Genomic DNA, 13,124 nt, shown 5'->3' on the forward strand with positions numbered 1-13,124 from the left:
ACTTATCTGTGAAGCTCAGTCTCTTGTAAACATGACACAAATATGAAGATAGAACACCGTTTGTAAGGTATTTTAAAGAATAGGTTATTAGTGTAAATAATAGTTCTGTTTTTTCTGAGATTCTGTTTATATTTAAAGCCTTTTTCGGATAAGAAATTGAACGTATAAAATATCCAAATTCATGAAACGCACGTACCAACCTAGTAATAAGAAGCGTAAGAATAAGCATGGTTTCCGCGAACGTATGTCCAGTAAGAATGGGCGAAGAACCATTGCGAGCAGACGCAAAAAAGGACGTCACAAGCTGACAGTAAGTGATGAGAGAAAAGGAGCCAAGTAGGGCCACATATTCTTCTGATCACAGATTTACTCTGCCTAAATCTCAAATTCTAAGTGGCAGGCGAAATTTTGAGGAACTCTTCAACGGTTCCTCATTCATCTCTAAACCGGCGGTGAACATTCGCTATTCAGTCACACGCGGCAACGGCAACCAGTACTATGTCGGATTTATAGCCCCTAAAAAGATCGGTAATGCGGTAGAACGAAATAGAGCAAAACGTTTTATGAGAGAAGCTTACCGACTTAATCAACACATCATTACAGAATTGCCTCAGTTAGCTGACATAAAACTTAAGTTCGCTTTTCTGGCTCGTCGCGCTGACCTCACCTTTGAGACTGTTCAAAAGGATGTAGTTTCCGGAATGGAAAAACTGCGTGAACGGATCTTGTCAAACCACTCAACTTTCTAAACCCTATACTTTTGGATAAGAATACAGTAACCGGATTTGTTTTAATATTTCTACTCATGTTGGGATGGTTTTATTTTACCATGCCTTCTGAGGAAGAGTTAGCACAACAAAGAAGAGATCGAGTTATTCAAGACAGCTTGGCTCTGGTTGAGCAAAACATAGAGGATAGCCTAGATGGAGCTGGTGGCGTACAGAATCAAGAGACTCAAACACGTCCGGAGCCGGCAATTAGTGAAGATGTTGATGAGCCCGCACCGGTTCAGGGGTTGTTTTCAACAGGGCAGGTTTCTGAAGAAACTGAGATTGAGGTCAAGACACCTCTATATACTGCTACCTTTACTAACAGAGGTGCCGGTCCGAATTCTTTTTTATTAAATGAATATGATACGTGGGATGGTCGTCCGGTTCAACTAATAGCTGACACCACGCAATCAGCCTATAATATTGGGTTTCTGTCAACTGAGAACTACAACGTTGAGACTCAGAATCTGCTTTTCAAACAGGTTACATCAGGTAGATCTATAAACATTAGACAAGGGGAACAGCGTGAGATCCGGTATGAAATGGATCTTGGTGAAGGTCGAAAAGTGGTGCTTACCTATCTGCTGAATGGTAACACATATGAAGTGGATGTAGATGTGCAGTTTATTGGTTTAACAGATTACGTTATTGGCCGAAGCATTGACTTTGGCTGGACATCCCCATTGAGATTTACAGAAAAAGATCATACTCAAGATGCACTTGCAACTTCAGCATATACCTACGCAGGTGGTGAGTTGGAACAGTTTAAACTAGATGAGCCCGGAAGGGAAGAATCTACGATCAATGGCAATATCGATTGGGTAGCTACAAAAACGAAATTTTTTACTCAACTTATTAAGCCACTTACTCCAACCGATGCTGCATTAATGACAGCAGAAGTGACAGGCGAAGCTGATAATCAAAATACTGAACACAGATATACTTCATCCATTCGCTCCGATCTCGATCAGGAGGGTACTGCATCATACCGCTTGTATGTCGGACCAATGAAATACCGTGAAATTGTAGAGGTTGATGAACATGCCTATGATATGGTTGATGTGGGATGGAGCTGGCTGAGATGGTTCTCTGATCCCTTTGTGCGCTGGTTGGTTATTCCATTTTTCGAATTTATGTCAGGATTCACCTCCAACTTTGGAGTGATCATCATTGTTTTTGCTTCGCTCGTTAAGCTTGTGCTATCTCCGCTTACATATAAGAGTTACAAGAGTATGGGAGCCATGAGTGAGTTGCAACCGCAGATGAAGGAGATACAGGAGAAGTACAAAGATAATCCTCAGAAGCAGCAAAAGGCTACGATGGATCTGTATCGTAAGAATAAGGTGAATCCACTAGGCGGGTGTTTGCCTAACCTGCTTCAGTTTCCGATCCTGATCACGCTTTGGAGATATTTCCAGAATTCTATTCTGATTCGTCAGGAAGAATTTCTATGGGCGGCTGACTTATCAGCACCCGATTACATTCTAAGTTTGCCGTTTAGTATTCCTTTTTTGGGCGAAGAGATAGCCGGATTCGTATTGCTTATGACAGCGGCTATGATGGTTCAAAGTAAACTTACCGGTGGTATGAGCGGCGGTGCGGGAGGCGCAAGTCCAATGGCCGGCCAGATGAAGATGCTTCAGTATATATTCCCGGTCATGCTATTATTTATATTTAATAACTTTGCAGCCGGACTGAGTCTGTACTATCTGATCTTTAATGTGCTATCGATTATTCAGCAGGTTCTGATCAAAAGAAAACTTCACGGTGATAAGGAAGGAGATACAGGAGAAGTTGCTAAAGCCTGACAGATACTGTGAATAAGTAGATCAGAGAATGAGGAAGTTCTTATTACTTAATTCTATATTTACTTATCTGTTTTTTTCTAAAATCTCAAAATCATCCATAATCATTGCTCAGTAAAGCTCTTGGTAATTATCCTGAATATCGATTTCAAAATGGGCAGAAGCGCCTTTGGAATCCTATTGAGAAAAAAACATTCGCAGATCTTCCGGAAGAAAGAGTTCGCTTAGCCTTAGTGGAGTATCTGACCGGTGATCTTGGGTTTTCATCTTCCCGCATTTCTTTTGAAAGTCCTGTTAAGTCACAGTCTGATAAAACCCAATCAAGAACGGACCTTATTTACTACAACAAGGATTTTAAGCCTGAGCTACTGATCGAATGCAAAGCACCAAGTGTAAAACTCACGGAAAATGCTTCCATTCAGATCGCACGGTATAATGAGAAAATAAACGCCCGTTATCTGTTGATAAGTAATGGTTTGGTGGATCACTGGTTTAAAAATGATTCAGATGGTGTGAAATCATTGGCATGGCTGCCGGATACGTATGAACAGAAAAAACTTAGATCCAGAGATACTCAGTACTGGGAGTTGAGGGGGTTCATTGGTAAGGGAACAGACCAGGGCACAAAAGAAGTACTGAGAAAATTCAATATGTATTTATTCGGTGATCCGGTTCAGCCCATTAAATATCTGGACTTTGATGGCTTTCCTGACACCTATGCACTGAAACATTTCTATAGGATCTTCGGGATCGACAAACAAACAAAACTGGGTATCAATATTGCCGCTAATTCCGAAGGAAATACCAGATTCAATGTGATTCTGAATGTAAAAGGGTTGAACGTTGCTTTTGCCACAGCGGAAGTTGGAATGATGAAATTTACTGAAGGTGTGGTTCATTCAGGAAAAGGAGAGAAAACGATCGACCTGAATGAGACCATTGACTTGAAAAGAGATATCCTTTTAAAAGATCGGGCCGTCGATCTTGGTAAATTGCTGAACACCTATTCTTAAGCCGGTAGTCGATATTAGTCGGCTATTTCATTATTCTGTTAGGGTATAAATGACCATCAAAATTTAACAAGAAGACAATCGTATGATGCATCAGAATCACCGTGTAAAACTATTTTCTTTATTCGATGACGGACAGAAGGGAGCCGTTTTCATTCAGGGTTCAGAGATCCTTTATAGAGATGAGACCGATTATGAATACCCGTTTCGGCAGGAGTCTAATTTTTGGTATCTGACAGGTGTAAATGAACCTGAATGCGCCTTGATTCTGGATCTTAAGACCGAAGAATACCACCTCTTTGTTCCGAAAAGGGATGCGCAATATGCAGTTTGGCATGGGTATGTGAAATCACAGGAAGCATGGAGGGAAAAGTATAACCCTGATCATATCCACTATACAAATGAGATCCTTACGGTGATGAATAAGATCAAACCGGACAAGGTATATTGCCTGAATGATATTGATGCTGAACTTATCGAAGATCTGGACCGGGGCTTCGAAGCAGATATCGAGACCCTTCAGGATGCTCTTACCTATTGTAGGGTCATCAAGACCGATGAAGAAATTGAATACATGCGAAAAGCGGCAGCGGTCAATAATTTAGCTCACACTGAGGTGATGAAGGCGATCAAACCGGGAATGTATGAGTACGAATTGAAGGCGTTGTTTACAAAGATACAATATGAAAATGGTCTGCAGCAGGATGCCTATAACGGGATTTTTGCGGGTGGCAAGAACAGCGCGATCCTTCATTATGTTGAAAATAACAGTAAGATCAATGATGGTGATCTTTTTCTCTTAGATGCCGGACATGAATACGAAGGCTATGCTTCCGACATCACTCGAACTTATCCTGTAAATGGGAAATTTACGTCTCTTCAAGCCGGTGTTTATGATGCGGTTTTGAACGCACTCAACTCATCTATAGATCAGGTCAAAATGGGTGTGAAGATGGAAGACCTGCACCTGCATGCAGCCAGAACGATCATGGAAGGGCTGAAGGAAGCCGGAATAGTTAAGGGCTCTGTTGATGACATGATGGAAAACGATATTTTTGCTCTTTTCTTTCCGCATGGATTGGGTCACTTCCTTGGATTGGATACGCATGATGTGGGCGGATATCCAAAAGGAGTGGAGCGTATAGATCGACCCGGAATCAAATTCTTGCGCGTTCGCAGAGATCTTCAGCCCGGAATGGTTGTAACCATTGAACCAGGAGCCTATTTTGTGCCTGCTCTGATTATCCCGGCTTTGGAGGATGAAACTCAGTCACAGTTCCTGAATGCCGAAAAGCTGACCAAGATGTACGAGTTTGGCGGAATCAGAATTGAGGATAACCTTGTTGTTACCGAAGATGGATATGAGAATCTGACAGATGTACCTAAAGAGAGATCTGAGATCGAGAAACTTATTAACAGATAAAGTTAAGTTCTTTATCTGTTAATACAGGCTTAAAGTAAATGTAAAATGCAGGAAATTGCTGCCTTTGATGAACTGTTGGTATGGAAGGTATCAAGAAAATTGAGGTAACGAATCCCACGAATTGTATGGAACCGTCTAAAGAAGAAGCAATAAGGTCAATCAATACCTTAGTTATCTTAGTAAGATTAAGATCAATTACTGTAAGGAACTGATATCAAATACACAACTTACGAATCAACAAATAACGAATAATTAAAGTTGGCAAGAAAGAAGTTTGACATACCGGAGATGTATCGGTCACCCATCATTCGGAAGGTGAAGGATGCGACAAAGATAATTGACCCCATGAAGAAAGATATGGAACCAACTGTTCTTGATTTCGGTCCGGTTCAGTTTTTGATCCCTCGCTTCTTCGGTTTTTGTTACGGAGTCGAAAATGCCATTGATATTGCATATCGGACAGTAGCTGAAAATCCGGATAGAAACATTTACTTACTGAGTGAAATGATCCATAATCCTACGGTGAATGAGGATTTGCAGAAAAAAGGCGTAAAGTTTCTTTTTGATACAGATGGAACCGAACGTATTCCTATCTCATCCCTGAATTCAGAGGATATTGTGATCGTACCAGCATTCGGAACTACTTTGGATATTCAGGCTCAGCTAAAGGAAGTTGGGATAGATCCCTATCAATATGACACTACCTGTCCCTTTGTAGAAAAAGTGTGGAAGCGTGGAAAACAGTTGGGTAAAAAAAATTACAGTTTAGTGGTTCACGGAAAACACCAGCATGAGGAGACCCGAGCCACATTTTCCCACAGTGCAGAGCATTCTCCGGTAGTTGTGGTTTTGAATTCTGAGGAGGCTCGCACCCTGGCGGATATCATTACTGGGGAGCGGCCCGCATCGGATTTCGAAAAATACTTCGGTCATAAGTCTACCAAAGGTTTTGATCCATTGACAGATATGGAGCGATTTGGTGTGATCAATCAAACCACTATGCTGGCAACCGAAACACAGGAAGTAATGGAAATTCTGCGCGATGCGACCATCAAGAGATTTGGTGAAGCCAATATACTCGATCACTTTGCGGACACGTCAGACACCCTTTGCTACGCTACCAACGAGAATCAATCAGCTACTCTCGTACTTGCAGAGACCAATGCCGATCTGTCGATCGTAGTGGGTGGCTATAATTCTTCCAATACCATGCATTTGGTAGAGATACTCGAGCACAAATTCCCAACCTATCACGTGAGAGATAAAGGTGAGCTTTCTGAAAATAAGGTTCTGCATTTCGATCAATGGGCCAAAGAACTGAAACAGACAAAAGACTGGCTTCCAGAAAAAGACAGGCCGGTTAAAATTGCACTGACTTCCGGTGCTTCCTGCCCGGATATTTTAGTGGATGAAGTTCTTCTGCAGATTCTGGAATACTTTGAAGGAACCAAAGAGCTGGATAAAGTCATCGCACCATTTGAGGAAAAGCTGGAACAGGAAGAAGCTTAATGTTTTGAAACTGGTAATCGTTATTTGTTATTGGTTAATGGGTGATCATGAAACGATTAACCAATAACGATTAACGAACCAACCAATAACGAAAAAATGTGGATACAGAAAGAAATTAAGCTGTCACCTAAGCCACGGGGTTATCATATAATTACCGATGAGATCCTGAGGAAAAGTCCTGAAATTGGGGAGATCGAGAAAGGCCTTGCCCACATATTTATAAAGCACACCAGTGCAGCTCTCACCATTAATGAAAATGCGGATCCATCAGTCCGGCGGGATTTTGAATCGCATTTCAACAGAGCAGTTCCTGAAGATATCTCTCTCTATGAGCACACGCTCGAAGGCACGGATGATATGACCTCCCATATAAAAAGTTCGTTGCTTGGATCTTCTGTTTCAATTCCGATCACCGATGGTAGATTCAATTTGGGAACCTGGCAAGGGCTTTATTTGTGTGAGCATCGGAACAGCGGAGGTTCGCGAACGTTGGTGATCACCTTACACGGTAAGTGATTATATTCCTTTTCGGATTCTCAAAAGCCGGTCCAGCGGACTTAGGTTATCAGCGAGCGGGAGATGGTCGTGATGTTTATTGGAGTACTTCACTTCTTCCGTAGAGAAAAAGGCATCCGCATCAATTTCTTTAACGATATCGAATACTTTGTTTAGTTTTTTTCTTTTTAAGACAGTAAAGATAATTTTAACATCGTTGAAACCACCTTTGGCATCTACGCTTGTAACAGCAACTCCGGCTTCTTTGAGAGCCTCAATAATATCAAGTGATTTTTGGAGCGTGATAATTCGAACCAGGACGGTACCAACTTTTAACTTGTCTTCAATATAAAGCCCCATAAAAGTCCCCGCAGAAAAACCGCCAGCGTAAGCAACGTAATTAATCCAATGGTCCAGATTGGTGAGTAATTGTGCTACCACGATCACCCAGATCAATACTTCAAAAAAACCGAGTATGGCAGATTCCCATTTATATCCACGAGAAACCATAGTGATACGTAATGTACCAAGGGATACGTCAGCAATTCGGGAAAGAAAGATAATAACGGGCAGTGCGAAAATGGAAAACTCAGGCATGGTCAGTGGCTTTAATTGAGGCCGCAATGATAAGAATAATTTAAACGACAGAGAACAGGATTCGAAATATTTATTAATGTTCGAACCATGCTTTCTTCCAAACCCGGAAATAGAAATAAGCTGTAAATAATTCTTGATAGTGGAGTGCAATAACCCTTATCTTTAAAGCCTTGGGCAAGTCCTATACAGCCAGCTCCCTTTGAACTCCGTCAGGGCAGGAATGCAGCAGCGGTAATTAGGTCGTAGCGGCGTGATATAGGTCGCTTGCCCAATTTTATTTTTTGGAAGTTTCATCCAATAAAAACCCCCGCACATCTAATATGTGCGGGGGTTTTTTGTTTTAAAGATGATTCCGGATTAATCTGTAGTAATTGGAACCGGCACTCGAACTGTTCCCCAGTGTAAGTTCAGGTGAGCTTTGGTATCTGATAACTCATTAAAGTAGATCTCAAACCATTCGAGGTCTGAACCTTCAGCAACTTCAGCGGTAACACGTACCACATCTTCACTTTCATCATATTGAGTTCCCCAGGAAAGCTTTTCATTGAGGATAATAGTCCATTCTTCCATACCGGGAATGGTATATAAAGAATAGGTTCCGGCTTCTACTTTTTTCCCTCCGAACATAACGTCATCAGAAAATGTAATGGCAGTTGATTCGTTTGCACCGGTTCTCCAGATGCTGCCAATAGGAGCTAATGGTGTATCTTCACCAAAATAAGCCCGATCTTTTAGCGCCGGACGGCCGTAAGTTACCGTGACTTCCGTTGTACCTATTGTTTGACTAATAGCAGCATTAGGGCTGGCTCTGTTGTTTTCATTTCCTCGTTCCTGAGCAAAAGCGGTCCCTGTCATCAGCATAGCAGCTAAAACAGGAATAATCGATCGTTTTAATAGTTTTTTCATTGTACCGAGATTTTATGAGTTATTAGTTGGTTGCGTTGAATAGTGATTCATCGATGCCCGGTATAATTTTGAGGGCATTTTTATAATACACTTTTTCTAACACTTCATTAGGCAGATCCAATCCATACATTTTCCAAAAAGCATGGCGGCGGCGAAAATAATCGAAGTATTCATCATCACTTTCCAAAACTCTAAAGTAAGTGTGATATTCATGAGGGCGGTAGGTGTCTTTGCCGAATAAGAGTCGGTCCTGATATTTGATGAAGAACTCCTTGGCATAGCGGGGTTGGCGGCCAAGCTCTGCAATGATGGCTGCAGTCTCAGTGTAAACATTAGGAAATTCATCGAGGTGCTCACCAAGTCGGGCAAGGTCATTGGCCATCCAGCCAAAGTGTGCGTTGATGAATGTGGTTTCAGGATGTTTTCGGAATACATTCCACTGCTCCTGCATCACCACTTCCCAGCTGGGGTAGCGGGTAGAATCCCCGCGATGGCGATCAGGGAAGTTCTTCATTTCCAGCCAGCGCTCGTTTGTGTTGTCTATTGGTTCCCAGAATTCTGCAGGCTCTCCGGTGTGAATGAGGACCGGTATACCTAGCTCTCCGGCTTTAGCCCAAACAGGATCAATGCGAGGGTCGTCAGTTTTAATGCGATCACCTTTAGAATCCAAAACAGTAAGCCCAAGATTTTTGAAGATCTTAACACCTCGGGCACCATTGTCATAATCTTCCTGAAGCTGAGATACGGCACGCTTGGTCCAATCCGGTTCATCCATGCCGTCAAAATCAATATTCGCAAACACCACAAATCGTCCGGGTGCTTGCTTTTCGGCGGCATCCACCATGGCTTTTAGGGTTTCCCCGGATCTCCCGCTTAGGTTCACCAAAACCTTCATATTAAGGCTGTCCATTTCTTGTACGGTTTGACTCAGATCCATTGAGGCCATTCTCCACAAATGACTGTGAATATCGATAAAGGGATATTTGGCTGAGGTAACTTTCTCACCCGGAACCACCAGGGTGGATTCAGGCTGATACTCTTCAAAGGTCATTGTTGTATCCGCTTCTTGTGCGAATAAAAACTGAGTGAGTAGAAATGAGAAGAAAAGTGTAGTTAATTTTTTCATGTTTTAGTACGAACAGTATTAATTTTCATTTAAATGTACAGAGGGCCGGGCAAAATGCAAAAACCGTATTTTAAATTATTATGTGATGCATGCAATTGATACAAATCTTGCTAACTGTAATCTTTAAAAGATCATATGTCTACCATCAAATCAGTCTTTTTTTTACTGCACAATTCTGGGTTTTATGGTCGGTGACTGGAGCTTGGGGACTCCTGATGGTCCGTTAATCTCGCAAACAGAAATACAAAAAAATAGCCAAAATTTGGATATGATAGCTGCCGGTGATACAGTATTAATTCATGGTAAAATTAAAGACACTCTTGACAATCGCTTTAGATACTACTGGAGTTTTCCTGAGGGTGAAAAATACCGGTCGATGGAATGGTACGTGGACTAAAAATTAAGTGGTAAGCCAAGGCTACATCTGATACATCAGGAAAAGTTGCAGATGCCACCACGTTTTTAAGAGTAGATAACGGATCAAAGAACTCAGTTTCAGGAACTAAAGTATTTAGCATTCCGATCTTAAACTAAAAACAGAATAGACCTAGTGGGTTAAACACCTGAATGTTGATTCAGCACATTAAGTAGCAGAATTTGCAGACAGTAAAAAAAGAAAATGCTTCGCATTTACCTTTAACGCGAAGCATTTCAGTAAAATTATAAACTTACTATTCAGCGCCATCTTTCAAAAGGTGATCAAACTCTTTCTTGAACTTAGCTACTTTAGGGGCGATAACTATTGAGCAATAACCGGCATTGGGGTTATTTTCAAAATAATCCTGATGATAGTTTTCGGCTACAAAATAGTTTTCAAGTGGCTCGATCTCAGTGACGATGGGATCTTCCCACAGATCAGATTCATCGGTTTTCTTGAGTGATTTTTCTGCGATCTCTTTTTGCTCTTCATTGTGGTAGAAGATCACAGAGCGGTACTGAGGGCCCACATCATTCCCCTGTCGATTCAAAGTGGTCGGGTTATGTGTATGCCAAAGTACTTCAAGCAGTTCCTCGTAGGAGATGACATCCGGATCAAAATGAATGCGAGCTACCTCGGCGTGTCCGGTTCGGCCTGTTGTTACTTCTCTGTAGGACGGGTTTTCAACATGTCCCCCTGAGTAGCCTGATTCAACGTGTTCAACACCGTCTACAATTTCATATATAGCTTCAACGCACCAGAAACATCCGGCACCAAAGGTTGCTTTCTCTAAATTTTTATCCATGTTTTGTGCAAATAATAGGTTTGTACTCAGACTTAAAATAAGTCCTGTGATTAATAATATTTTATTCATGATGTATAAGACTGTGTTCTGCAAGTGAATAACATAACGCTTTAATCTTGCGTGTATTTCAACAAAAAATCCCTTTACTTTCGTTTCTGTATCGTAAATAAACCTCACTTACTTATTCGTATTCTCCAATTCAGATCTTTTACCATGAAATTCAACTCTCTCACGCTTTTAATCGTTGCTTTACTGCTTATGATCTCTTGCTCAAATTCCTCGAAACAACAAGTAGGAAGGATGGATTTTGAAGAAACATTTACCTCACCCAATGAGACACTGACTCTGAATTTTACTATGGATTCCGGAATTCCCGGTTACTCGATGTCATACAATGGAATCGAGATCATTACGCCATCCGAATTGGGTGTGGTATTTAGTGAGGTTGATATGTCAGAAGGGTTGATACTTGATGCCTATGAGATCTCAGCATATGATGAGACGTGGAGCCAGCCTTGGGGTGAACAAAAAGAAATTCGTGATCACCACAAACAGGTTAAATTCTATCTCACTAAAAATGTCACCGGCGAAAAAATGAATCTGACCTTTCGCTTATTTGATGAAGGCTTGGGTTTTCGCTACGCCTGGCCTGAGCAAAAAGGATTGCAGGACTTTGTGATCTCCGATGAAGTGACGGAATTCAACCTTGCTGGCAATCACACCAGCTGGTGGATCGGAGCTTATCAGCTGAACCGGTATGAGCATTTGTTCAACGAAACCCGGGTGTCTGAGATCGATACGGTTCATACTCCATTAACCATGAAAACGGATGATGGTTTGCATCTCTCCATTCACGAAGCCGCGCTGACAGATTTTGCGAGTATGACCATCGCCAATAACGGACATAATACCCTGGAAGCAGACTTGGTTCCCTGGAATAATGGGGATAAGGTCCGTGGATCGGCTCCACATATATCACCGTGGAGAACTATAGCTCTTGGGAAAACGGCCGGCGATCTGATGACCAATTACATTACACTTAACCTGAATGAGCCGAGTAAGTTAGAGGATACTTCCTGGCTCGAAACCGGCAAGTATACCGGGATCTGGTGGGATATGCACTTGGGTACCAAAACATGGGGATCCGGGCCCGATCACGGTGCAACGACCGAATACACGAAAGAACTAATGGATTTTACGGCTAAACACGGTTTCTATGGTGTATTGGTGGAGGGATGGAATACCGGCTGGGATGGTGATTGGGCGGCCAATTCAGACATCTTCAGTTTCACTGAAACCTACCCGGATTTTGATATTCAAGAGGTTACTCGGTACGCGGATTCGTTAGGTGTAAAACTCATTGGCCACCATGAAACCTCGACGGGGATCTCCAATTACGAAGCGCAGGTAGAGGATGCCTTTGACCTATACAATGAAGTGGGAGTGGAGGCCGTAAAAACCGGTTATGTAGGTGATTTTGTGGAAGGCGGTGAGTGGCACCACGGGCAGTTCATGGTTCGTCATTACAGGGATATAGTAAGAAAAGCAGCTGAACATAAGATCATGCTGAATGTGCATGAACCTATCAAGGATACCGGCATCCGAAGAACCTGGCCGAATATGATGACGCGCGAAGGTGCCCGCGGACAAGAATATAATGCGTGGTCGGTAGATGGTGGAAATCCGCCAAGTTATACAACGATTGTTCCATTTACACGGGGGCTCGTGAGTCCATTTGATTACACACCCGGTGTATTCAATTTACTACTGACCGACAAGCCTGAAAATCCAAATAATAACCGTGTGATGCACACCCTTGCCAAAGAACTGGCCTTGTACGTAGTGATCTACAGTCCGTTTCAAATGATATCGGATCTTCCCAGAAATCTGGAAGCCCAACCGGTGGCATTGGAGTGGGTGAAGGCAGTGCCAACAGATTGGGAAACCACGATCGTACCTGAAGCTGAAATAGGAGATCATGTAGTAGTGGTGAGAAAGGACAGAAACTCTAATGATTGGTTCTTGGGAGGGATCACCAATGAAGAAGCGCGAGAATTTGAGATCGAACTTGATTTCCTGGAAGCCGGGAAAATCTATGAAGCTCACATATGGGCCGATGGGGATGAGGCCGATTGGGAAACGAACCCATATCCTTTGGAAAGAACCACCCAAGAGTTGACTTCAGAAACGATTCTGGAATTAGATCTTGCCAAAGGCGGTGGAGTAGCGATAAGATTTGCAGAAATGGATTGATGTATTC

General features: G+C 42.3%; 13 protein-coding genes and 1 other RNA gene. 9 read left to right on the forward strand and 5 right to left on the reverse strand.

The window, feature by feature from the left end; genetic code table 11:
* The first annotated feature begins 181 nt into the window (after nt 1-181).
* From rpmH to ACKGJO_RS13855, 7 genes are all read left to right on the forward strand, one after another.
* Entirely contained in the window at nt 182-340 is a 159-nt protein-coding gene (gene rpmH, locus ACKGJO_RS13825) for a 50S ribosomal protein L34 (protein ID WP_395086141.1), read from the forward strand.
* The gene (locus ACKGJO_RS13830) at nt 318-749 is read left to right on the forward strand and encodes a ribonuclease P protein component (protein ID WP_411324034.1); all 432 of its coding nucleotides are present in this window, start codon (nt 318-320) and stop codon (nt 747-749) included. The genes rpmH and ACKGJO_RS13830 overlap by 23 nt, the downstream gene beginning before the upstream one ends.
* 11 nt (nt 750-760) lie before the next feature.
* Complete coding sequence (gene yidC, locus ACKGJO_RS13835; protein ID WP_411324035.1) at nt 761-2,578, forward strand: membrane protein insertase YidC; 1,818 nt, start codon at nt 761-763, stop codon at nt 2,576-2,578.
* A gap of 104 nt (nt 2,579-2,682) precedes the next feature.
* Nucleotides 2,683-3,588, forward strand: coding sequence for a type I restriction enzyme HsdR N-terminal domain-containing protein (locus ACKGJO_RS13840; RefSeq protein ID WP_411324036.1), 906 nt, complete (start codon nt 2,683-2,685; stop codon nt 3,586-3,588).
* Between the two features lie 82 nt (nt 3,589-3,670).
* Entirely contained in the window at nt 3,671-5,008 is a 1,338-nt protein-coding gene (locus ACKGJO_RS13845; protein ID WP_411324037.1) for an aminopeptidase P family protein, read from the forward strand.
* 258 nt (nt 5,009-5,266) lie between these two features.
* Nucleotides 5,267-6,517 carry a 4-hydroxy-3-methylbut-2-enyl diphosphate reductase gene (locus tag ACKGJO_RS13850; RefSeq protein WP_411324038.1) on the forward strand — a complete coding sequence of 417 codons (1,251 nt, stop codon included), beginning with the start codon at nt 5,267-5,269 and terminating at the stop codon, nt 6,515-6,517.
* Nucleotides 6,518-6,613: 96 nt separating this feature from the next.
* Nucleotides 6,614-7,033, forward strand: coding sequence for a secondary thiamine-phosphate synthase enzyme YjbQ (locus ACKGJO_RS13855; RefSeq protein WP_411324039.1), 420 nt, complete (start codon nt 6,614-6,616; stop codon nt 7,031-7,033).
* On the opposite strand, the gene ACKGJO_RS13860 is transcribed toward ACKGJO_RS13855, so the two are convergent.
* Nucleotides 7,034-7,609 (reverse strand): DUF2179 domain-containing protein, encoded by a 576-nt coding sequence (locus tag ACKGJO_RS13860; protein ID WP_411324040.1) that lies wholly within the window; start codon nt 7,607-7,609, stop codon nt 7,034-7,036.
* A 172-nt stretch (nt 7,610-7,781) separates the two neighbouring features.
* Here ACKGJO_RS13860 and ffs point away from each other — a divergent pair.
* An RNA gene (gene ffs / locus ACKGJO_RS13865) (signal recognition particle sRNA small type) lies at nt 7,782-7,882 on the forward strand.
* 84 nt (nt 7,883-7,966) lie between these two features.
* Here ffs and ACKGJO_RS13870 read toward each other — a convergent pair.
* The 4 genes from ACKGJO_RS13870 to msrA form a co-directional block, all read right to left on the reverse strand.
* Complete coding sequence (locus tag ACKGJO_RS13870) at nt 7,967-8,515, reverse strand: DUF2911 domain-containing protein (RefSeq protein WP_411324041.1); 549 nt, start codon at nt 8,513-8,515, stop codon at nt 7,967-7,969.
* Nucleotides 8,516-8,537: 22 nt separating this feature from the next.
* Nucleotides 8,538-9,641, reverse strand: coding sequence for an amidohydrolase family protein (locus tag ACKGJO_RS13875; RefSeq protein WP_411324042.1), 1,104 nt, complete (start codon nt 9,639-9,641; stop codon nt 8,538-8,540).
* Between the two features lie 332 nt (nt 9,642-9,973).
* Nucleotides 9,974-10,159, reverse strand: coding sequence for a hypothetical protein (locus ACKGJO_RS13880; protein WP_411324044.1), 186 nt, complete (start codon nt 10,157-10,159; stop codon nt 9,974-9,976).
* A 153-nt stretch (nt 10,160-10,312) separates the two neighbouring features.
* Entirely contained in the window at nt 10,313-10,864 is a 552-nt protein-coding gene (gene msrA, locus ACKGJO_RS13885) for a peptide-methionine (S)-S-oxide reductase MsrA (protein ID WP_411324045.1), read from the reverse strand.
* 300 nt (nt 10,865-11,164) lie between these two features.
* Here msrA and ACKGJO_RS13890 point away from each other — a divergent pair, with 300 nt between their 5' ends.
* On the forward strand, nt 11,165-13,117 hold the full coding sequence (locus tag ACKGJO_RS13890) for a glycoside hydrolase family 97 protein (protein WP_411324046.1): 1,953 nt from the start codon (nt 11,165-11,167) through the stop codon (nt 13,115-13,117).
* Nucleotides 13,118-13,124: the final 7 nt, after the last annotated feature.

The sequence above is a fragment of the Gracilimonas qinghaiensis genome (assembly GCF_046602855.1).
GTDB lineage: Bacteria > Bacteroidota > Rhodothermia > Balneolales > Balneolaceae > Gracilimonas.

Bases quoted from the DNA above. Each gene is read 5' to 3' on its own strand.
- rpmH (WP_395086141.1), top strand. From the start codon at position 182: ATGAAACGCACGTACCAACCTAGTAATAAGAAGCGTAAGAATAAGCAT.
- ACKGJO_RS13830 (WP_411324034.1), top strand. From the start codon at position 318: ATGAGAGAAAAGGAGCCAAGTAGGGCCACATATTCTTCTGATCACAGA.
- ACKGJO_RS13845 (WP_411324037.1), top strand. From the start codon at position 3,671: ATGATGCATCAGAATCACCGTGTAAAACTATTTTCTTTATTCGATGAC.
- ACKGJO_RS13855 (WP_411324039.1), top strand. From the start codon at position 6,614: ATGTGGATACAGAAAGAAATTAAGCTGTCACCTAAGCCACGGGGTTAT.
- ACKGJO_RS13860 (WP_411324040.1), bottom strand. From the start codon at position 7,609: ATGCCTGAGTTTTCCATTTTCGCACTGCCCGTTATTATCTTTCTTTCC.
- ACKGJO_RS13870 (WP_411324041.1), bottom strand. From the start codon at position 8,515: ATGAAAAAACTATTAAAACGATCGATTATTCCTGTTTTAGCTGCTATG.
- ACKGJO_RS13875 (WP_411324042.1), bottom strand. From the start codon at position 9,641: ATGAAAAAATTAACTACACTTTTCTTCTCATTTCTACTCACTCAGTTT.
- ACKGJO_RS13880 (WP_411324044.1), bottom strand. From the start codon at position 10,159: ATGCTAAATACTTTAGTTCCTGAAACTGAGTTCTTTGATCCGTTATCT.
- msrA (WP_411324045.1), bottom strand. From the start codon at position 10,864: ATGGATAAAAATTTAGAGAAAGCAACCTTTGGTGCCGGATGTTTCTGG.
- ACKGJO_RS13890 (WP_411324046.1), top strand. From the start codon at position 11,165: ATGGATTTTGAAGAAACATTTACCTCACCCAATGAGACACTGACTCTG.